The sequence below is a fragment of the Niabella hirudinis genome (assembly GCF_051201075.1).
GTDB lineage: Bacteria > Bacteroidota > Bacteroidia > Chitinophagales > Chitinophagaceae > Niabella > Niabella hirudinis.
In genome coordinates this window covers 39,431-58,038 of sequence record NZ_JBPEHJ010000019.1, presented here as the reverse complement: position 1 = coordinate 58,038, position 18,608 = coordinate 39,431, and the positions used below count along the sequence as shown (strand labels likewise).

24 protein-coding genes are annotated in these 18,608 nt (G+C 44.7%); 23 read left to right on the top strand and 1 reads right to left on the bottom strand.

All coding sequences use genetic code 11. The annotated features are described in order from the left end of the window. The first annotated feature begins 150 nt into the window (after positions 1-150). The gene (locus GGU45_RS21410; RefSeq protein ID WP_435228262.1) at positions 151-3,177 is read left to right on the top strand and encodes a SusC/RagA family TonB-linked outer membrane protein; all 3,027 of its coding nucleotides are present in this window, start codon (positions 151-153) and stop codon (positions 3,175-3,177) included. Between the two features lie 18 nt (positions 3,178-3,195). Beyond that, positions 3,196-4,887, top strand: coding sequence for a RagB/SusD family nutrient uptake outer membrane protein (locus GGU45_RS21405; RefSeq protein ID WP_435228261.1), 1,692 nt, complete (start codon positions 3,196-3,198; stop codon positions 4,885-4,887). A 186-nt stretch (positions 4,888-5,073) separates the two neighbouring features. On the opposite strand, the gene GGU45_RS21400 is transcribed toward GGU45_RS21405, so the two are convergent. Further along, entirely contained in the window at positions 5,074-6,201 is a 1,128-nt protein-coding gene (locus GGU45_RS21400) for a M42 family metallopeptidase (RefSeq protein WP_435228259.1), read from the bottom strand. 354 nt (positions 6,202-6,555) lie between these two features. Here GGU45_RS21400 and def point away from each other — a divergent pair, with 354 nt between their 5' ends. The 21 genes from def to rpsE all read left to right on the top strand — a co-directional run bounded on the left by def (position 6,556) and on the right by rpsE (position 18,599). Beyond that, a complete protein-coding gene (gene def, locus GGU45_RS21395; protein ID WP_435228258.1) occupies positions 6,556-7,131 on the top strand; it encodes a peptide deformylase in 576 nt (191 codons plus the stop codon). A 32-nt stretch (positions 7,132-7,163) separates the two neighbouring features. Next, a complete protein-coding gene (locus GGU45_RS21390) occupies positions 7,164-7,937 on the top strand; it encodes a phosphatidylinositol-specific phospholipase C/glycerophosphodiester phosphodiesterase family protein (protein ID WP_435228256.1) in 774 nt (257 codons plus the stop codon). Positions 7,938-8,359: 422 nt separating this feature from the next. Next, the gene (rpsJ, locus tag GGU45_RS21385) at positions 8,360-8,665 is read left to right on the top strand and encodes a 30S ribosomal protein S10 (protein ID WP_008584585.1); all 306 of its coding nucleotides are present in this window, start codon (positions 8,360-8,362) and stop codon (positions 8,663-8,665) included. 293 nt (positions 8,666-8,958) lie between these two features. Continuing rightward, the gene (gene rplC, locus GGU45_RS21380; RefSeq protein ID WP_435228255.1) at positions 8,959-9,576 is read left to right on the top strand and encodes a 50S ribosomal protein L3; all 618 of its coding nucleotides are present in this window, start codon (positions 8,959-8,961) and stop codon (positions 9,574-9,576) included. 35 nt (positions 9,577-9,611) lie between these two features. Next, positions 9,612-10,253 carry a 50S ribosomal protein L4 gene (rplD, locus tag GGU45_RS21375; RefSeq protein WP_435228254.1) on the top strand — a complete coding sequence of 214 codons (642 nt, stop codon included), beginning with the start codon at positions 9,612-9,614 and terminating at the stop codon, positions 10,251-10,253. A gap of 121 nt (positions 10,254-10,374) precedes the next feature. Continuing rightward, entirely contained in the window at positions 10,375-10,674 is a 300-nt protein-coding gene (gene rplW / locus GGU45_RS21370; RefSeq protein WP_435228252.1) for a 50S ribosomal protein L23, read from the top strand. A 167-nt stretch (positions 10,675-10,841) separates the two neighbouring features. Next, a complete protein-coding gene (gene rplB, locus GGU45_RS21365) occupies positions 10,842-11,681 on the top strand; it encodes a 50S ribosomal protein L2 (RefSeq protein WP_435228250.1) in 840 nt (279 codons plus the stop codon). Between the two features lie 40 nt (positions 11,682-11,721). After that, entirely contained in the window at positions 11,722-11,991 is a 270-nt protein-coding gene (rpsS, locus tag GGU45_RS21360) for a 30S ribosomal protein S19 (RefSeq protein WP_018630051.1), read from the top strand. A 101-nt stretch (positions 11,992-12,092) separates the two neighbouring features. Further along, the gene (gene rplV, locus GGU45_RS21355; protein WP_435228248.1) at positions 12,093-12,557 is read left to right on the top strand and encodes a 50S ribosomal protein L22; all 465 of its coding nucleotides are present in this window, start codon (positions 12,093-12,095) and stop codon (positions 12,555-12,557) included. A gap of 9 nt (positions 12,558-12,566) precedes the next feature. After that, on the top strand, positions 12,567-13,331 hold the full coding sequence (gene rpsC, locus GGU45_RS21350) for a 30S ribosomal protein S3 (RefSeq protein ID WP_435228246.1): 765 nt from the start codon (positions 12,567-12,569) through the stop codon (positions 13,329-13,331). Positions 13,332-13,462: 131 nt separating this feature from the next. Further along, positions 13,463-13,885 (top strand): 50S ribosomal protein L16, encoded by a 423-nt coding sequence (gene rplP, locus GGU45_RS21345; protein ID WP_090388152.1) that lies wholly within the window; start codon positions 13,463-13,465, stop codon positions 13,883-13,885. Between the two features lie 97 nt (positions 13,886-13,982). Next, positions 13,983-14,204, top strand: a complete 222-nt coding sequence (gene rpmC / locus GGU45_RS21340; RefSeq protein WP_435228244.1) for a 50S ribosomal protein L29 — start codon at positions 13,983-13,985, stop codon at positions 14,202-14,204. A gap of 33 nt (positions 14,205-14,237) precedes the next feature. Then, on the top strand, positions 14,238-14,495 hold the full coding sequence (gene rpsQ, locus GGU45_RS21335; RefSeq protein ID WP_067752853.1) for a 30S ribosomal protein S17: 258 nt from the start codon (positions 14,238-14,240) through the stop codon (positions 14,493-14,495). 131 nt (positions 14,496-14,626) lie between these two features. Then, positions 14,627-14,995, top strand: a complete 369-nt coding sequence (gene rplN / locus GGU45_RS21330) for a 50S ribosomal protein L14 (RefSeq protein WP_018630057.1) — start codon at positions 14,627-14,629, stop codon at positions 14,993-14,995. 101 nt (positions 14,996-15,096) lie between these two features. Further along, positions 15,097-15,456: a 50S ribosomal protein L24 gene (gene rplX, locus GGU45_RS21325; protein WP_435228242.1), complete on the top strand. Its 360-nt coding sequence runs from the start codon at positions 15,097-15,099 to the stop codon at positions 15,454-15,456. 32 nt (positions 15,457-15,488) lie between these two features. After that, positions 15,489-16,055, top strand: a complete 567-nt coding sequence (rplE, locus tag GGU45_RS21320; protein WP_435228240.1) for a 50S ribosomal protein L5 — start codon at positions 15,489-15,491, stop codon at positions 16,053-16,055. Positions 16,056-16,120: 65 nt separating this feature from the next. Beyond that, the gene (gene rpsN, locus GGU45_RS21315) at positions 16,121-16,390 is read left to right on the top strand and encodes a 30S ribosomal protein S14 (protein ID WP_435228238.1); all 270 of its coding nucleotides are present in this window, start codon (positions 16,121-16,123) and stop codon (positions 16,388-16,390) included. An 86-nt stretch (positions 16,391-16,476) separates the two neighbouring features. Next, the gene (rpsH, locus tag GGU45_RS21310; protein ID WP_090388157.1) at positions 16,477-16,875 is read left to right on the top strand and encodes a 30S ribosomal protein S8; all 399 of its coding nucleotides are present in this window, start codon (positions 16,477-16,479) and stop codon (positions 16,873-16,875) included. Positions 16,876-17,026: 151 nt separating this feature from the next. After that, complete coding sequence (gene rplF, locus GGU45_RS21305; RefSeq protein ID WP_435228236.1) at positions 17,027-17,581, top strand: 50S ribosomal protein L6; 555 nt, start codon at positions 17,027-17,029, stop codon at positions 17,579-17,581. A 116-nt stretch (positions 17,582-17,697) separates the two neighbouring features. Further along, on the top strand, positions 17,698-18,054 hold the full coding sequence (gene rplR, locus GGU45_RS21300; RefSeq protein WP_435228234.1) for a 50S ribosomal protein L18: 357 nt from the start codon (positions 17,698-17,700) through the stop codon (positions 18,052-18,054). A 26-nt stretch (positions 18,055-18,080) separates the two neighbouring features. Beyond that, positions 18,081-18,599 carry a 30S ribosomal protein S5 gene (gene rpsE / locus GGU45_RS21295; protein WP_018630064.1) on the top strand — a complete coding sequence of 173 codons (519 nt, stop codon included), beginning with the start codon at positions 18,081-18,083 and terminating at the stop codon, positions 18,597-18,599. The last annotated feature ends 9 nt before the right edge of the window (positions 18,600-18,608 follow it).

The following is an 18,608-nucleotide window of genomic DNA, read 5'->3' as shown; positions in this document are numbered from 1 at the left end:
TCCATTTAGGGGAAATAATGTACCGGCATAGCCCGATGGTGTTTTGTGCAGCGCTATTTTAACCCTCGTGGAATGATGCCGGACAGCAGGAATAAGCTATTGCCCGTTATTGCAGAACGTTGGGGCCCTTTAAACTATTTTTTATTATATATGAGAAATCTTAAATGCTTACCGGGGTTTATATCCGGTACCCGTACAAGAGTGCGGGGGTATTTTATTGCAACCATGTTATTAGGAGCGTTGCCGGCGATAAGGGGAAACACAACGCCGGCCGTCCTGCTTCAGCAAACAAAGATAGCCGTCACCGGAAAGGTTACTGACGACAAGGGAGGTGCATTGCCGGGTGTAACGGTGCAGGTAAAAGGAACGAAGACGGCAGTAGTAACGGACGAGTCCGGGGTTTTTTCAGTAAGTCTGGAAAATGGCAATGCAACCCTGGTGTTTAGTGCCATTGGTTACGCCAATCATGAGGAACCGGTCAATGGCAAAACCGATATGGGAACCATTGCCCTGCAGCCCTCCAAGGCAACCGCTTTGGACGAAGTTGTGGTGATTGGCTATGGTACGGCCAGGAAGCAGGATTTAACCACTGCTGTGGCTACCGTTAATAACAAAGATTTCATACAGGGCGCCGTCAATAACCCCATGCAATTGGTAGATGGTAAGGTGGCCGGTGTTACCGTTTCGCAAACAGCCGTTGGAGACCCTAATGCCGGGGTAAGTTTACAGGTACGTGGTGCAAGTTCCTTTAAAGCCGGAAACGGCCCATTGGTGGTGATAGACGGGATGCCGGGGGGAGATCTCAGGAACCTGGCGCAGCAGGATATTGCTTCCATAACGGTGCTGAAAGATGCCGGTGCCGCCGCTATTTATGGAGCCCGCGGGGCCGGCGGCGTTATCCTGGTACAAACAAAAAGAGGAAGAGCTGGCAGGGTCACCTTTAACTATGATGGTTACATCGATCATGATGTGGTGGCTAAAAAACCAGAGATCCTTTCGGCCCAGGAATTTTTAGAACATAAAAGGGACAAGGACTTCGGTTCGGTTACGAATTGGTATGATGCATTGATCCGGAAAAACAATATCGGGCAAAATCATTATCTGTCTGCAAGCGGCGGTAACGAAAATACCCAGTTCCGGATCTCTGGAAATTATCGTACAAAGGAAGGCATTGACGTGGCCACCAACAGGAAAGAATATGGCCTAAGGGCAAATTTTTTGCAAAAAGCGCTGAATGGGAAATTGGAGTTGGGCGGTAATTTCTCCTACCGTACCGCAAATGAGGCCTACACAAATTATGGAGCATTTAAACAGGCTATCCGGCTGAACCCGACGATTCCTATAATGAACCCCGATGATCCGGCGATGTATAATACATTGCAGGGATATGACACCTACAACCCGGTTCAGGACCTTTTGGCGCGTATATCCGGCGCCGAGCAGGAATATACGGTGATCGATTTGAGCGCAAAATTGCATCTCACAAAAGACCTGAATACCGTAGTCAATTTTACCAGGCAGGGGCATAATATGCTGAAACAGGAATATTGGGGCGCCAAATCCGCAGGCTCCGTTTTAGGCAACTATATTGGGGAAGCCCGTATTCAAAATGAAAAATGGGCCGATTATAATTTTGAATGGCTGGCCAACTATGCAAAACGGTTTAATGAACATGATCTGCAGGCGGTGGCCGGGTACAACTACCAGGAATTTAATAATTATGGTTCCTGGTTAAAGAATAAACGCTTTCCCAGTGATTATTTCCAGTACAACAATATCGGTCAGGGAAACTGGGGCGATGGACAGCCCATTAATATGAATGATGTGATGAGCTCCTGGAGAAGCAAGGAACAGGATATTTCCTTCCTGGGACGGGCGATGTATAATTACCGGCAAACGTATTTTGTAACGCTCTCCGGCCGTTATGAGGGGAACTCGAAATTTGGGCCTTCAAATAAATGGGGATTTTTTCCGGGGGTTTCTGTGGGATGGAAATTGACCAATGAGGAATTTTTAAAAGATAATGAGGTGTTTAACGATTTAAAGCTCCGCTTCTCCTACGGGGTCACCGGCCGTAATGGTTTTGACCGCTATGTGGCGCTTGCCAAATACAGCCCTTATGGCCAGTATTTGAGTGATGATAACCAATGGATCCGGGTATTTGGACCCGGCAATAATGAAAATCCTGATCTTAAATGGGAGCGGCAGGTGTCATATAACCTGGGGCTGGATTTTGGTATTTTGCAAAATAAACTTTCCGGAAGCCTTGATTTTTATTATAAAAAGGGCAGCGATCTGATCAACGATTATACGGTACCGGTGCCGCCTTACCTGCATGATCAGATGTTTGTGAACGTAGGTACCCAAAGCAGCAAAGGGGTAGAGCTGGCATTGAACTGGAATGCCATCCAAACCGAAGACTTTTCATACAATACCAACCTGACCTTTTCTTACAACCGGTCGAGGATGGATAAGTTTTCTGAAGGTATATTTAAAACCGACCAACGGACGCTTCATAGCCTGCCCTCCCCCGGAAACCCCGGACCGGCATTTATGCTCCGCCAGGGTTTTGCCATCGGTAATTTCTGGGGTTATAAATATGCCGGGGTAGATGATAAGGGAAATATCCTTGTCTGGAAAGGAGGTGTGCCGGGCAGCGAAAAGATTGACGCCACCAACAATGCCGGCGAAGAAGATAAAACTATTATTGGAAACGGGATGCCAAAATTTGAAGCAGCCTGGGGGCATACATTTACCTATAAAAACATTGACCTGTCTCTTTTCTTGCGGGGCAGGTACGGCTACCAGATCATGAATCTTTACCAGATGTACTATGGACTGCAGGCAGAACCTGCGGTAAACCTCTTAAAGGACGCTTATTCCCGCAATGGACAAATTAAATCGGGTAAGGTAATTACCGACTACTTTCTTGAAGACGGAAGTTATACCCGGTTAGACAATCTCACATTGGGATGGAAAAAGCAATTGCAGGAAAATACGGTAGGATTTAACAGCCTGCGGGTATATGGCACTGTCCGGAATTTGTTTACGATAACCCAATACACCGGCTTAGATCCCGCTGCTGTAAACGTTACCGGGCTGGAGCCAGGCATCGGCGATTTTGATGTGTATCCTGCAACGCGCTCCTTCACATTGGGTTTGCAACTGAATTTTTAAGAACTAATGAAAATGAACATGAAAAAGGGTAAAGTTTTAATAGGTATCGCAATATTGGCTGCATCACTACAGGGATGCGTAAAGCTTGATGAAGAATTGTTTTCGGAAATACCGGCAGAGGGATATTACAACAGTAAACTGTCTATACAGGCAGCCGTAGCCCGTCCTTACGAGCACGGCCAATGGTGCGGATGGGATGGAGACCGGTGGATACTGCAGGAGTTGTCGGCCGATCAGTTTGTATGGACACAGAAGGGGAAACATGGTTATGATGATGGCCAGTGGATCCGGATGCATGGACACAACTGGGATGTACGGCAGGGGCAAATTTATGGCGGCTGGACGGGTCCCTACCAGGGTATTATGCAATGCATCCAGATCAGTAATGATATAAAAGACCTGGATTATTCGAAATTTGGAATGACCGAAGCCGATAAAAAGAGGCATTTGACGGAATTGAGAACGCTGAGGGCCTGGTTTTATATTTTTCTTTTGGATTTTTTCAGAAAGGTTCCCATCGTTGAGGCGCCTGGTGAACTAAAGGCGCAATCGGAGCCGGAAGAAGTGTTTGCGTATATTGAAAAAGAGCTGAAGGAAACCATCCCTGATCTGCCTAAGAACAGTGCGGTTCCTGGTCGCTGGGATCAGGGCGGCGCAGCGGCCTTATTGGTAAGGATTTACCTGAACGCAGAAAAATGGATCGGCAAACCAAAGTACGTTGAGTGTGCCCAGGTGGCGCAGGATATTATCAATGGAAAGTACGGCGACTATTCGCTGGACGCGGATTATCGCGGGCCGTTCCGGTCTGGCGTTGGGGGCTATCGCTCACCCGAAAATATATTTGAGTTTCCACATAAATTGGATATTTACAATTTTGGCTGGATGTATAATGCTATGCAGCATTATGCCATGCGGTATGCATTTGATAATGATTGGGGAGGGTGGAACGGTATTCATTTAACGCCTTCAAGAGATTTGAATGGCAATATATATACAGACAAGCTGGGTAAGCCGTATGAGAAGTTTGCGGCCACCGATAAGCGGAAACAAACATTTCGTACGATCTCCGGCAGCGGGGATTATGAAGGGTTCTTTATGATTGGCCAGCTTTACGAGTACAACACGGCAAGAGGTTATGGATATGATAGTACAAAAATGGTCAATGGTTCAGAGGAATACAATGGAAAACCTTTGAAGTTTGTAGACCAGGTAGGCCGTTTTTCTGAAAAGCCCGGAGGGCGCTGGGCCGAAGGTTCGCATGTGGCCACAGGTGAAGAAAACTCCGGGGTGCGGCTATTAAAGTTTCCCTGGCTGCAAAAGTCCAAAGGACTTTTTATGGCCAATTCGGCACCCGAAATCCGTCTGGCAGAAATATACTATTCCCTGGCTGAATGTAAGTACCGGGCGGGCGATAAAGCCGGGGCCGCTGCTTTAATTGATGCGGTCAAAAAACGTAATTTTTCAACGGCTAACTGGCCGGCACAAAGTTATGTGGCCAATCCCGGGAAACTGACCGATGATGAATTTGTGGATGAACTGGGACGCGAATTTATTGGTGAGCGGCACAGAAGACCGGATTTGATACGGTGGAACCGTTTTGGCAGCTCATGGTGGGATAAGCCTGCAGATGCAAAGGATAAGACGGTATTTCCCATTCCGCAGAAGGCGATCGATGCCAACCCGGACTATATCAAACCCAATGGGTACTAATACAGGCCATTCCGTTTTTTAAGTATAAGGGTTGTCTCAAAAGTCACTTAATAGTGTGTTGTCATTCTGAACTTGTTTCAGCATCTATTGACGAACAATCATCTTTAGATACCGAAACAATCCCGATCGGGACGGCATGACAAATGAAAGACTTTTGAGACAACCCCTGTGCTATTTAATGAAAGCTTACAAATAACTCAGATCCGTTTTTGGCGTTAACGCCAGCAAAGTTTCATACATCAGGCGGATGGTATTTTCAACGTCTTTTTTATGAATCATTTCTACCGTGGTATGCATGTAGCGCAGCGGCATGGAGATCAATACAGAGGGACATCCATCGTTGGCATAGGCAAACGAATCGGTATCGGTGCCGGTGCTGCGGCTCAGCGCCCGCCATTGTACGGCGATCTTATTTTTTTCGGCAATGTTTTCAACAAAGCCCAATAGTTTATTGTGCACGGCAGGTGCGTAAGCCAATGAAGGGCCATTGCCACACAGTACATCGCCTTCAATGTTTTTGTTGATCATGGGCGTATTGGTGTCGTGGGTAACATCGGTTACAATCGCAATATCCGGTTTGATCCTGCGGGCGATCATTTCCGCCCCCCGTAACCCGATCTCTTCCTGCACCGCATTAACCACATATAAGCTATAAGGCAGGGTCTTTTTATTTTCTTTCAGCAGGCGGGCTACTTCGGCAATCATAAAACCGCCGATCCGGTTATCAAAAGCACGCCCTACAAAATGATCCCCGGCCAACTCATCAAACCCATCCTGGTAAGTTACCACGGCGCCTACATGAATGCCCAGGGCCTCTATTTCCTTTTTGCTGCGGGCACCGCAATCGAGCCATATATTTTCTGTTTTGGGCTGTGTTTCGTTTTCCTTACCGATGCGGGTATGGATGGCCGGCCAGCCAAAAACAGCTTTTACCGGACCTTTTTTGCCGTGGATGAACACACGTTGCGCCGGTGCTATCTGGTGATCGGCACCACCGTTCCTTTTTACGTAAATCAGGCCTTTGTCCGTAATATAATTGACAAACCAGCCAATTTCATCAGCATGGGCCTCAATCACCACTTTAAAGGGCTGACCGGGATTAATGATCCCCACGGCAGTGCCGTAAGGGTCTACAAACTGCTCGTCAATATAAGGGGCCAGGTAGTTGAGCCACAATTTCTGCCCCCAGGATTCAAAGCCAACGGGGGAGGCATTATTAATATAGTTTTTTAAAAAATCAAGTGCCGGACCGGTTAACACGGGTTTGGAAGCTTTTGCTTTTTTCCCTTTTTCTTTCGTATTTGCTTTTGCCATAATGAACATTTAGTGGATTCAAACCTACAGAAAATTTGTTAAGAATGCTTATTCTGCTGTTAATGACCGGTCGCTAGTGTTTGTTCCGGATTGATGTTAGATCCGTGTTTCACTTCTTATAGGTTACGGAGTGAAGGAGGGGTAAAGTGAGAGGTTGGGAAGTGGGAAGTGAGAAGTGAAAGGTTGGGCAGTGAGAGGTGCGAAATGAGAGTTTGGAAATGAGAGGTTGGATTTTCAAGCTTAGGGCAATGCATTTCATTTTTCACTGACCAATGGCGGGGGGGAGGGATGATGCCGCCGATAACTGATGGCTAATAACTCCAATCTCAATCTTATTTTTGGTAACTTTGCACAATGATATTACCAATTGTTGCCTATGGCAATCCTGTTTTAAGAAAAGTAGCAGAAGAAATTGATCAGCAGTACCCGGGGCTGGAAGCGTTGATCGATTCTATGTGGGAAACTATGTATGCTAGTAACGGGGTGGGGTTGGCCGCTCCGCAGATCAATAAAGCGATCCGGCTCTTTGTAGTAGACAGTAAACAGATCATTGAGAACCTTGAAGATGATGAAAAAGACCAGTACCCCGGTGACGAAGGCATTACGCAGGTATTTATCAACGCTCATATCAAAACACTGGAAGGGGCATTGTGGAGCTATAATGAAGGTTGTTTGAGCATTCCGAAAGTGCGGGAAGATGTAAAACGCAATGAAACGGTGACCATCACCTATCAGGATGAAAACTTTAAGCAGCATACCCGCACCTTCAGCGGGATTACCGCCCGGGTTATTTTGCACGAATATGATCATATTGAGGGCAAACTGTTTATAGATTACCTGCCTCCTTTAAGAAAAAAGCTCATCAAGGGCAAGCTCAATGATATATCCAGCGGGAAGATCCGGGTAGATTACAAGATGTCGTTCCAGTAACACCGGCTCCGGCTCCTCTTTAATTTCAGCTTATGCGCTTCTATGCTATCTCTCTCTTTGTGCTTTTGACCTTGGGCGCCAATGCCCAGCCCCGCAGCTATTCGGTGGGGAATGCGCATTCGCACAACGATTACGAGCAGCATCGGCCGTTTTGGGCGGCTTATGAGGCCGGCTTTGGTTCTATTGAAGCCGATGTGTTCCTGGTAAACGGTAACCTGCCCGTGGCACACAACGCTAAAGATATCCAACCGGGCAATGATCTCAAAACCATGTACCTGGATCCTCTTGCCCGGTGTATTAAAAAGAACCGGGGAACGGCCTATCCGGATAAGAAAAAACGGCTCCTGCTGCTGATCGATTGCAAAACGGAGGGCATCACTACCCTGAACGAGATCATAAAAGAGCTGAATACCTATCCTGCTATTATTAATAACAAAACCATCCGGATCGTAATTACCGGAAACCGGCCACATGCCGATTCATTGACCCATTATCCTCCTTTTATCTGGTTTGACGGGGAGTTTACGCTTAAATACTCCAGGGAGAACCTCGCCCGGGTGGCCCTTTTCAGCGCCAATTTTAAGAATTATGCCGCGTGGAACGGGGCCGGCACCCCGGATACTGCTTCGGAAAACGCACTGCAGCGGCAAATACAGTCTGCGCATAAACGGGGAAAACCGGTCCGTTTTTGGGGCGCCCCCGATGCCGAAAATGCCTGGAGAACATTGCAGCGGTGGGGCGTAGACTATATTAACACCGATAAAATTGCGGAACTAAGCCAATATCTGGGCGCGCACCGGTTTTAATGCTCGTTTAGCTCAATATGCCTTGTTCGGCTTTGTCTACCGCAATCAGCAATACCGGACGTATAGAAAAGGACTGCCGGTCTGCCTTCCTGTTTATGTATGAAAAGGTCATAAGATAGTGATAAAATTTTTGTTGCAGCCGGGTTAGGTGTATTGCAAATTAGTTTTTATCTGGACGATAAAGTCGTATTACGTTGATTATTAGTAAGTAATGTGGGGTTGGGGATATTCCCGGGGCTTTTTGTTTGGAGCGGTTTCGGGATATTTGATTTCCAATGATATGCTTTTTTTTAAAACAGGAACGATACGCTTCGGTTCCGGTTAAAATTTTTACCGTTAAAGACGAAATATCTGCCTAAAAATTAGTTTATTTCAAAATGACCCTGTACATTTGCACTCCCAAATAAAATTGGGTTTATCCAATGTCACAGAGAATCAGAATTAAATTACAGTCTTACGATCACAATCTGGTTGATAAATCAGCCGAAAAAATCGTAAAAACAGTGCGCAGCACTGGTGCAGTTGTTACAGGGCCCATTCCTTTGCCCACTCACCGTAAAATCTTTACGGTACTGCGTTCTCCGCACGTAAATAAAAAGAGCCGTGAGCAGTTCCAGTTAGCTACTCATAAAAGATTATTGGATATTTATACTTCTTCTTCCCGCACAGTAGATGCATTGTCGAAGCTGGATCTGCCCAGTGGTGTGGAAGTTGAGATCAAAGCCTAAGTCCTGTCCCGGCCTGGTCGGGATAATAAAGCCTGTGGCGTTAGTTCTTTTTAAAATATTTTCATCTCTCAATTCCTGCACGGCAGAAAGAAAAGAGCTCTGAAATTCAGCTTCTTAGAGTATCAAACGAAGTAAAACATAAAAACAAGCCATTCAGGGTTTGTTTACTATCGGTACTTCCTAATCCGCCGGTTGGCGCGAAACAACGGAAAAGGTCGGTAGCAAACGGGGATCGAGTCACGCTATTTGCGTGAAAGTCCCAATAATCCTGCAAGGCGTAAAACTACATAACAATGAAAGGTATTATTGGGAAAAAATTGGGAATGACCAGCATCTATGATCCCTCAGGTAAACAAACAGCCTGCACGATCATTGAGGCGGGTCCTTGTGTTGTAACGCAGGTAAAGACAACAGAATCAGACGGTTACAATGCCTTGCAAATCTCCTTCGGTGATAAAAAAGAAAGCCGTACCACACAACCAGAGAAAAACCACTTCGCTAAAGCTAACACTTCCGCAAAAAAATTCTCCAAAGAGTTCAGAGATTATTCCTTAGAAAAAAATCTTGGTGATACCATTACTGTAGACATCTTCGAAGAAGGTGAAAAAGTTGATGTTGTAGGTACAACAAAAGGTAAAGGGTTTCAGGGCGTTGTAAAACGTCATGGTTTCCACGGGGTAGGTGAGCAGTCACACGGTCAGCACGATCGTCAGCGCGCTCCCGGTTCTTTGGGTAACTCTTCTGATGCCAGCCGTGTAATGAAGGGTATGCGCATGGCCGGCCGTATGGGCGGCGACCGCGTAAAACTGAAAGGTTTGAAAGTGGTAAAGATCTTCGCTGAAAAAAATTACATCCTGGTAAGCGGTTCTGTACCGGGTCATATCGGTTCCATTGTTTTTGTTCAAAAATAAATACCGGTTTCCTGTAACATTTAAAAAGAAAGAAAATGCAAATTGAAGTTTTAAATATAGAAGGTAAAAGCACCGGTCGTTCTGTTGAACTGCCTGATGATATTTTTGGAGCGGAGCCTAATGACCACGTAATCTACCTGGCTGTAAAACAGTTTTTGGCAGCACAGCGTCAGGGAACCCACAAAGTAAAAACACGTGCGGAAGTACAGGGTGCAAGCCGTAAGCTGCACAAGCAAAAAGGAACCGGTGGTAGCCGTAAAGGTAATATCCGCAACCCTTTATATAAAGGTGGTGGAACGATCTTTGGCCCTAAACCCCGCGACTATAGCTTTAAGTTGAACAAAAAAGTAAAAGATCTGGCAAAGATTTCTGCACTGTCTTATAAAGCGAAAGCCAATGCCATTCTGGTAGTAGAGGATATTAACCTGGATGCTCCTAAAACAAAAACGCTGACCACTGCTTTAAGCAAATGGAGCGTAGGCGATAAAAAATCCATGTTTATCCTGGCAGAACCCAACGCAAATGTTGAGTTGTCATTGCGTAATGTACCTTCCGTACTGGCCTTGCCGCTGAGCGATATCAATACTTATGATATTGTGAACTCAGAGGTGCTGGTGCTTTCTGAAGGTGCTGCAAAAATATTTTCTGAAGATTTAGAAGCGGCTGCAGAAGCTTAATAAATGGGATAATGTGTCCCGCTGGGGCGGGATGAAAATGAGAGAATAAATCAGTACAAAAAAAGAGCGTGGTTTTTAATTTTCACATTTCCACATTTTCAAACTTTCAAATTATTTAAAGATGAGACCGTCCGAAATACTAATCAAACCGATTTTAACCGAAAAAGCAAACGCCCAGCAGGAGAAACTGCGCCGCTATGCTTTTAAGGTAGCAAAAAAATCAAACAAGCTGGAAATTAAAAAGGCAATTGAAACTTTTTATGGCGTTACCGTTACCAGCGTAAATACAGTTGTTGCCCCTGCAAAGAATAAAACCCGCTATACAAAAGCAGGATTTATCCAGGGACGCAAATCCGGTTACAAAAAAGCATATGTAACCGTTGCAGAAGGCGAGGAGATCGACCTGTATGCCAATATTTAAGTTCATAGCAGATGGCCTATAGTTCATAGTAAACCATGAACTATTAACTATGAACCATAAACCAGAGTAGAAAGGCAATCAACCGCCGCGAAGTGTTGAATAAAATAAACGTTTTGGGTAGATTGCTAAAATCAGAAATCCAAAATCAGAAATCAGAAATTAAAAAGATGTCAGTAAGAAAGTTTAAGCCGGTAACAGCCGGTACGCGTTGGAGAATCGGAAATTCTTATTCCGAGGTGACTACCAACAAGCCTGAAAAAAGCCTGTTAGAATCCAAGAAGAGCACAGCTGGACGGAACTCTTCGGGGCATTTGACCATGCGTTACAGGGGTGGTGGTCATAAAAAGAAATATCGTATCGTTGATTTTAAGAGGGATAAGCATGATGTGGCTGCAAAAGTAGTAAGCATCGAGTACGATCCGAACCGTACGGCATTCATCGCGTTGCTGGAATATACTGATGGTGAAAAGCGCTATATCATCGCTCCGCAGGGGCTGGTTGTAGGTGCGGAAGTGATCAGCGGTAACGCCGTTGCTCCTGAGATCGGTAATGCGCTGCAGCTGAAAAACATGCCACTGGGTACCAATGTGCATAATATTGAGCTGAACCCGGGTCAGGGAGGAAAGATTTCCCGCAGTGCCGGTGCATCTGCACAGCTGACCAACAAGGAAGAAAAATATGCAGTATTGAAAATGCCTTCCGGTGAACTGAGAAAAGTGCTGATCAACTGTTTTGCTACAGTAGGGGTGGTAAGCAATAGCGACCATAGCCTGCAAAGCATGGGTAAGGCTGGTAGAAACCGTTGGAGAGGTATCCGCCCGAGAAACCGCGGTGTGGCTATGAACCCTGTAGATCACCCGATGGGTGGTGGTGAAGGCCGTGCTTCTGGTGGTCATCCGCGCAGCCGTACCGGTAAATACGCGAAAGGTGAAAAAACAAGAACAGTGGGTAAGTCAAGTGATAAACTCATCATTCAGCGTAAAAACGGTAAAAAACTGGCTAAATAGTAATCAGAAATCAGTAATTAGAAATCAGAAATAAAAAAATATGGCTCGTTCGATAAAAAAAGGTCCTTATGTAGCAACCCACCTCGAAAAAAAGGTGCTGGCTATTAATGAAGGAAAAGGAAAAAAGGCTGTAATTAAAACCTGGAGCCGCCGCTCTACAATTACACCTGATTTTGTAGGCCACACTTTTGCTGTGCATAACGGAAATAAGTTCATTCCTGTATATGTTACAGAGTTTATGGTAGGACACAAACTGGGTGAATTTGCACCCACCCGCAACTTTAAAGGACATGCGGGCGATAAAAAGTAATCGTCTCGGTAAAAAGATTTTATTTATAAAAGATTGTTTGAGGAGCATTCAGAAGATCTGACAAACGTGGAACCTGAAACCTCAAACTTCAAACTAAAATAATGGAAGCAGTAGCAAAACTTAGAAATTATCCAACTTCACCTCGTAAAATGAGGTTGTTGGCTGATTTGATTCGCGGCCAGAAAGTGGACCTGGTGTTGGCCGAACTGGAGCACAACCCCAAACATCCTGCAGTACCTTTGCGGAAGCTGGTATTGAGCGCCATTGTAAACTGGAAACAGGCCAATGAAGGAGAAGATGAGGCCGGCTTAGTGGTGAAGACTATTTATGTAGATGGTGGCCGTACACTCAAACGCATGCGTCCTGCTCCTCAAGGTCGTGGCTATCGCGTTCGTAAACGCAGCAATCATGTAACCCTGGTGGTAGATGTGGCTGGCGAAGATAAAAAGGCCGCTAAGAAGGTAAAGGCTGCCGCTGCTGAAGTAGTAGCAGAAGCCGCTGCAAAAGCTCCTGCTAAGAAAAAGCCTGCTGCAAAAAAGTCAACTAAAGAATCTAAAAAAGCATAACCAATAAATATGGGTCAAAAAGCAAATCCAATTGGTAACAGGTTAGGCATCATCCGCGGATGGGAATCTAACTGGTATGGAAGCAAAAAAGATTTTGCTTCTAAGTTAATCGAAGACAATAAAATCAGAACATACCTGAATGCCCGTATTAATAAGGGTGGTATTTCCAAAATTGTTATCGAAAGAACTTTAGGTAAATTAATCATCACCATTCATACTTCCAAGCCCGGAATCATTATTGGTAAAGGCGGTGGAGAAGTGGATCGCATCAAGGAAGAATTGAAGAAACTGACTCAGAATGATGATGTGCAGATCAATATCCTGGAGATCCGTCGCCCGGAAACAGATGCCATGATCGTGGGTGATACCATTGCCCGTCAGATCGAAAACCGTATCAACTTTAAACGTGCTACTAAAATGGCCATCGCCTCTGCACTGCGCATGGGCGCCGAGGGTATTAAAGTGAAATTAAGCGGCCGTTTGGGTGGTGCTGAAATTGCACGCAGCGAGGAGTTCAAACAAGGACGTGTGCCCCTGCATACCTTCCGGATGGATATTGATTATGCAAACGTATTTGCTCAAACGGTTTATGGAAAAATCGGTATTAAAGTATGGATCTGTAAAGGAGAAGTGCTGGCAAAGCGTGACCTGAACCCGAATTTCATTTCTGGTAACGATAAGAGTGTAGGCGGTGGCGAAAGAAGAGAGCATCGCAGGGATGACCGCAGAGGTGACAGGGATCGCCGCGGTGGTGGAAGAGACAAAAGAAATTAATTAATGTGTAGATGTGGAAATCAGGAAATGTGAAAATTTGTGATTCCTGTTATCCATCTTATAAAATAGTTGTTTGGTTGTGAGGGTTCATTTTCACATTCTCACATTTTCAAATTTTCAAATTAAGAAAGATGTTACAACCGAAGAGAACAAAGCACAGGAAGATGCAGAAAGGTCGCATGAAGGGCGACGCGAAAAGAGGTACTACCATTTCGTTTGGCTCTTATGCTTTAAAGGCCCAGGATTCTCACTGGATTACGGATCGTCAGATTGAAGCGGCACGCCAGGCGCTTACCCGTAGTATGAAAAGGGAAGGAAACGTATGGATCCGGATTTTCCCCGATAAGCCTATCACGAAAAAGCCTGCCGAGGTGCGTATGGGTAAAGGTAAAGGTAACCTCGAATATTGGGCAGCTGTTGTACAGCCCGGCCGTATCATTTTTGAGGTAGATGGCGTAAGCGAGGAAGTAGCACGCAGAGCGTTGGAGCTGGCGTCTGGTAAATTGCCGATCAAGACCAAGTTTACCATGCGGAGGGATTTAGTTACCCATTAATTTGAAGATTTGAAAATGAGCCAATTTGAAAATATGGCTCGTTTAGTCAGCTAAATTTTCAAATTTTCAAATTCACAAATTTTCAAATTAAGTAAAGATGTCAAAGAAAAAAGAATTTATCGACAGCGTAAAGGGGTTAGGCACCGAGGATTTAAAAGTGCAGCTGGAGCAATCCAGGCAACGCCTGAAAAAGCTGGAATTCGCACATGCGATCTCTCCGCTCGAGAATCCGATGTCGATCCGCGCGCTGCGCAAAGATATCGCCCGCATTGAAACGTTTTTAAAACAGAATAAAAACAGCGAAGCAGCAAAAGCGTAACAGCAATTTTGTACAAGCCAAAAGGTAAATAAAATGTCTGAAAGAAATTTAAGAAAAACAAGGATAGGAGTGGTTACCAGCAACAAGATGACTAAAACCATCACTGTTGCCGTGGAGAGAAAAGTAAAGCACCCTATTTACGGGAAGTTCCTGAAAAAGACGACCCGGTTCCATGCGCATGACGAGAAGAACGAATGCAGCATTGGTGATACGGTAAAAATTATGGAAACCCGCCCCTTGAGCAAACTGAAGCGCTGGAGACTGGTTGAGGTGATTGAAAAAGTAAAATAAGCATTGGATATTGTTCCGGTGGCTACCGGGATCAGTGTTCAGCATTTAGAAAACAGATAATATTTTTTAAAATGGATTTTGGGGAATGAGCATCTCAACACTCAGTACTCAAATCTCAAATCTTTAATAAGATGATACAGCAAGAAAGCCGATTAAACGTTGCCGATAACAGCGGTGCAAAAGAAGTGCTTTGTATCCGTGTACTGGGCAACAGCGGCCAGCGCTATGCAAAAATTGGCGATAAGATCGTTGTAACAGTTAAAGACGCTACTCCGGCGGGGGGTATAAAGAAAGGAACTGTAGCTAAGGCCGTGATCGTACGCACTACCAACAAACTGCGTCGTAAAGACGGTTCTTACATCCGTTTTGACGACAATGCCGTGGTGATCCTGAACGCAGCTGATGAGCCAAGAGGAACCCGTATTTTTGGGCCGGTAGCCCGGGAGCTTCGTGATAAAGGATACATGAGGATTGTTTCATTGGCGCCCGAAGTATTATAAGAAGCTAAGTGCCTAATGCAAAATGCTGAAGGCATTCCATCCATAACAAATAGCGTTAAGCATTGAGCCTTGCGCATTAAGCATAAAGAAAGCATAAAAAAATGAGCAAAAGATTTAAACCCAAGTACAATATTAAAAAAGGAGATCTGGTTATTGTTATCAGCGGTGCCGCAAAACCCCGCAAAGACGATAACGGTAAGTTTGAGTATAAACCCCGGTTGGTTAAAGAGGTTCTGGTGGACGATGGAAAAGTGCTGGTAGAAGGGGTTAACATTAAAACCAAACATACCAAACCCTCCGCTCAGAATACAAAGGGCGGTATTGTAAAAGTAGAAGCTCCGATTCATATCAGCAATGTGATGTTATGGGATGCAAAAGCTAAAGCGCCTTCTAAGGTGAAGCGTGTGCGTGAGGCTGGTAAGACATTGCGCATCTTTAAAAAATCAGGAGAGAAAATCTAATCTTTTGTGTATCGCAAATAAAGTAATAGACCATGAGTACTAAAACATATATCCCCAGGCTGGCTACAAAATATAAAACGGAAGTGGCCCCGGCATTAGTGAAGAAGTTTGCTTACAAGTCGGTAATGCAGGCTCCTAAACTGGAAAAAATCTGCATCAACCGTGGTGTAAATGGTGCCGTAACCGATAAAAAACTGGTTGATGTTGCGGTTGAGGAACTGACAACAATCACCGGACAGAAAGCGGTGGTGACCAATTCTAAAAAAGATATCTCCAACTTCAAGTTGCGCAAGAATATGCCGATTGGCGCCCGCGTAACCCTGCGTGGTGAAAAAATGTACGAGTTCCTGGATCGCCTGATTGCTGTAGCACTGCCCCGGGTACGCGACTTTAAAGGGATCAATGAAAAATCCTTTGACGGACGCGGAAACTATACCATGGGAGTTACAGAACAGATCATTTTTCCGGAAATCGACATCGACAAAGTGAATAAGATCACCGGTATGGACATCACGTTTGTGACTACTGCCCAAACGGACGAAGAGGCATACGAACTGTTGAAAGAACTGGGAATGCCTTTCAAAAACGCAAAAAAGTAATTTTATAAATAACAAATTCCGCATCGCCATCACGTTGGAAACCGGAATTCAGAATTGAATCAAACATGGCAAAAACTTCAATTAAAGCCCGTCAGGTAAAAAGAGAAAAATTGGTGGAGCAATACGCCGCTAAAAGAGAAGAGCTGAAAAAAGCCGGCGACTACGCCGCTTTGGATAAGCTTCCAAAAAACTCTTCTAAAGTGCGTTTGAAAAACCGTTGCCAGTTAACGGGCCGTCCGAAAGGATATGTACGTTACTTCGGTATTTCCAGGGTTGCCCTGCGGGACATGGCATTGAATGGTAAAATTCCAGGATTGAAAAAAGCAAGCTGGTAGTAACAGCTGCGCAAAGCCGTAAGACAGGGTATGGGCTTTTAAAATAAACCACCCACTAAATTTTGAACTGATTTAACTCATATAAAATGGTAACAGATCCAATTGCAGATTTTTTAACAAGAATACGTAATGCTCAAATGGCGGGCCACCGTATTGTGGACATTCCTGCATCGAACCTGAAAAAGCGCATGACCGAGATCTTATACAACCAGGGATATATCCTGAAGTATAAATTTGAAGAAGATAATAAGCAAGGGGTAATTAAGATCGCATTAAAATACGATGCTACCACCAAGCAGCCGGCTATTCACAGCCTGGAAAGGGTAAGCCGCCCGGGTTTGCGTCAATATGCCAAACCTGCAGAAATCCGTCGTGTAAAGAACGGTTTAGGTATCGCTATCCTGTCTACCTCCAAAGGGGTTATGACCGATAAGGATGCCCGCTCTCAGAATGTGGGCGGCGAAGTTCTTTGCCACATTTATTAATGTGACAATGTGACGATTTGAAAATTTGAAAATGGTTTTCAAATAGCAGCAATAAGAATGAATGGGAATCTTAAGTTTTTTATACGATAACTGAAAACATTCAGATCCACATTTTCAAATTAAATAATTTTCAAAGTTTCAAATTAAGATTATGTCTCGTATAGGTAAACAACTAATCTCCATTCCGGAAGGCGTTACTGTAACAGTAGGAAACGATAACGTGGTTACTGTTAAAGGTAAAAAAGGAGAATTAAAAGAAGCGGTGAACGCTGATATTAAGGTAGAAGTAAAAGACGGCCAGATCGCTGTTACCCGTCCTTCTGATCAGATCCATCACCGTGCGCTCCATGGTTTAACCCGCGCCCTGGTGGCCAACCTTGTAGAAGGGGTTACCAACGGATTTGAAAAGAAAATGGAACTGGTGGGTGTAGGTTATAAAGCTACCAACCAGGGCAATCAGCTGGATCTTTCTTTAGGATACTCTCATAACATTATTTTTGATATTCCCAAAGAGCTGACCGTAGCTACAGAAACGGTTAAAGGGCAAAACCCCACCATTACCATCAGCGGCAGCGATAAGCAACTGGTAGGTGCCGTGTGTGCAAAGATCCGCGGCCTGCGCAAGCCCGAGCCTTACAAAGGAAAAGGGGTGCGCTTTGTAGGTGAAGTGGTACGTAAGAAAGCAGGTAAGTCTGCAGGTAAATAATTAAAGTTTCATGTTTCAGGTTTTGAGTTTCATGTTAGAACTCAAAATCTGAAACATTGAACTTGAAACTAGAAACATAAAAGCCCTGGCAGCATCAGGGAAATAAATAAAAGACAATGTCAAACGTAAAAGTTAAAAGAAGAACCAGCATCCGCCGCTCTATTCGTCAGAAAATCAGCGGTACTTCAGAAAAGCCGAGACTGGCGGTATTTCGTAGCAATACGGATATTTATGCGCAGTTGATCGACGATAACCAGGGAGTAACCATTGCTGCGGCCTCTACAAAAGACAAAGATATCATGGCGCAGTCGGGTACTAAATCTGAAAAAGGTAAGTTGGTTGGCGCGGCAATTGCCCGTAAAGCAGCAGACCTGAATGTAAAAGCGGTGGTTTTTGACAGAGGCGGTTACCTGTACCACGGACGTGTTAAGGCAGTGGCTGAGGGAGCAAGAGAAGGTGGTTTGCAATTTTAAAAAGTTATTCAATCTAAAACGAAATAATGTCAACAGTTAATTTCAACAATGTTAAGGCAGGCGATCTTGAATTAAAAGACAAGGTGGTAGCTATTAATCGTGTAGTAAAAACAACCAAGGGCGGTCGTGCATTCAGCTTTTCTGCACTGGTTGTTGTAGGGGATGGTAACGGAGTTGTAGGACATGGCCTGGGAAAGGCAAAAGAAGTTCAGGAAGCTATTACAAAAGGAATAGAGGACGCTAAGAAAAACCTTATTAAAGTTCCGATCATGAAAGGAACCATTCCTCATGATCAGTGGGCTAAAGAAGGCGCTGCAAAGGTAATGGTGAAGCCGGCTTCTGCAGGTACCGGTGTAATTGCCGGAGGCTCTATGCGCGCTGTATTAGAGGCGGCAGGTCTTACAGATGTGTTGGCTAAGAACCTGGGTTCAGCAAACCCGCACAACGTGGTGAAAGCAACTTTTAAAGCATTGGCGATGATGCGTGAGCCGGTACATGTTGCAAAAACCCGCTCATTAGGTTTAAAGAAAGTATTTAACGGATAAATAAGTTTA

Bases quoted from the DNA above. Each gene is read 5' to 3' on its own strand.
- def (WP_435228258.1), top strand. From the start codon at position 6,556: ATGATATTACCAATTGTTGCCTATGGCAATCCTGTTTTAAGAAAAGTA.
- GGU45_RS21405 (WP_435228261.1), top strand. From the start codon at position 3,196: ATGAAAAAGGGTAAAGTTTTAATAGGTATCGCAATATTGGCTGCATCA.
- rplF (WP_435228236.1), top strand. From the start codon at position 17,027: ATGTCTCGTATAGGTAAACAACTAATCTCCATTCCGGAAGGCGTTACT.
- rplC (WP_435228255.1), top strand. From the start codon at position 8,959: ATGAAAGGTATTATTGGGAAAAAATTGGGAATGACCAGCATCTATGAT.
- rpsC (WP_435228246.1), top strand. From the start codon at position 12,567: ATGGGTCAAAAAGCAAATCCAATTGGTAACAGGTTAGGCATCATCCGC.
- rplB (WP_435228250.1), top strand. From the start codon at position 10,842: ATGTCAGTAAGAAAGTTTAAGCCGGTAACAGCCGGTACGCGTTGGAGA.
- rplE (WP_435228240.1), top strand. From the start codon at position 15,489: ATGAGTACTAAAACATATATCCCCAGGCTGGCTACAAAATATAAAACG.
- rpmC (WP_435228244.1), top strand. From the start codon at position 13,983: ATGTCAAAGAAAAAAGAATTTATCGACAGCGTAAAGGGGTTAGGCACC.
- rplD (WP_435228254.1), top strand. From the start codon at position 9,612: ATGCAAATTGAAGTTTTAAATATAGAAGGTAAAAGCACCGGTCGTTCT.
- rplP (WP_090388152.1), top strand. From the start codon at position 13,463: ATGTTACAACCGAAGAGAACAAAGCACAGGAAGATGCAGAAAGGTCGC.
- rpsJ (WP_008584585.1), top strand. From the start codon at position 8,360: ATGTCACAGAGAATCAGAATTAAATTACAGTCTTACGATCACAATCTG.
- rpsN (WP_435228238.1), top strand. From the start codon at position 16,121: ATGGCAAAAACTTCAATTAAAGCCCGTCAGGTAAAAAGAGAAAAATTG.
- GGU45_RS21400 (WP_435228259.1), bottom strand. From the start codon at position 6,201: ATGGCAAAAGCAAATACGAAAGAAAAAGGGAAAAAAGCAAAAGCTTCC.
- rplR (WP_435228234.1), top strand. From the start codon at position 17,698: ATGTCAAACGTAAAAGTTAAAAGAAGAACCAGCATCCGCCGCTCTATT.
- GGU45_RS21410 (WP_435228262.1), top strand. From the start codon at position 151: ATGAGAAATCTTAAATGCTTACCGGGGTTTATATCCGGTACCCGTACA.
- rpsQ (WP_067752853.1), top strand. From the start codon at position 14,238: ATGTCTGAAAGAAATTTAAGAAAAACAAGGATAGGAGTGGTTACCAGC.
- rplN (WP_018630057.1), top strand. From the start codon at position 14,627: ATGATACAGCAAGAAAGCCGATTAAACGTTGCCGATAACAGCGGTGCA.
- rplW (WP_435228252.1), top strand. From the start codon at position 10,375: ATGAGACCGTCCGAAATACTAATCAAACCGATTTTAACCGAAAAAGCA.
- rpsH (WP_090388157.1), top strand. From the start codon at position 16,477: ATGGTAACAGATCCAATTGCAGATTTTTTAACAAGAATACGTAATGCT.
- rplV (WP_435228248.1), top strand. From the start codon at position 12,093: ATGGAAGCAGTAGCAAAACTTAGAAATTATCCAACTTCACCTCGTAAA.
- rpsE (WP_018630064.1), top strand. From the start codon at position 18,081: ATGTCAACAGTTAATTTCAACAATGTTAAGGCAGGCGATCTTGAATTA.
- GGU45_RS21390 (WP_435228256.1), top strand. From the start codon at position 7,164: ATGCGCTTCTATGCTATCTCTCTCTTTGTGCTTTTGACCTTGGGCGCC.
- rpsS (WP_018630051.1), top strand. From the start codon at position 11,722: ATGGCTCGTTCGATAAAAAAAGGTCCTTATGTAGCAACCCACCTCGAA.
- rplX (WP_435228242.1), top strand. From the start codon at position 15,097: ATGAGCAAAAGATTTAAACCCAAGTACAATATTAAAAAAGGAGATCTG.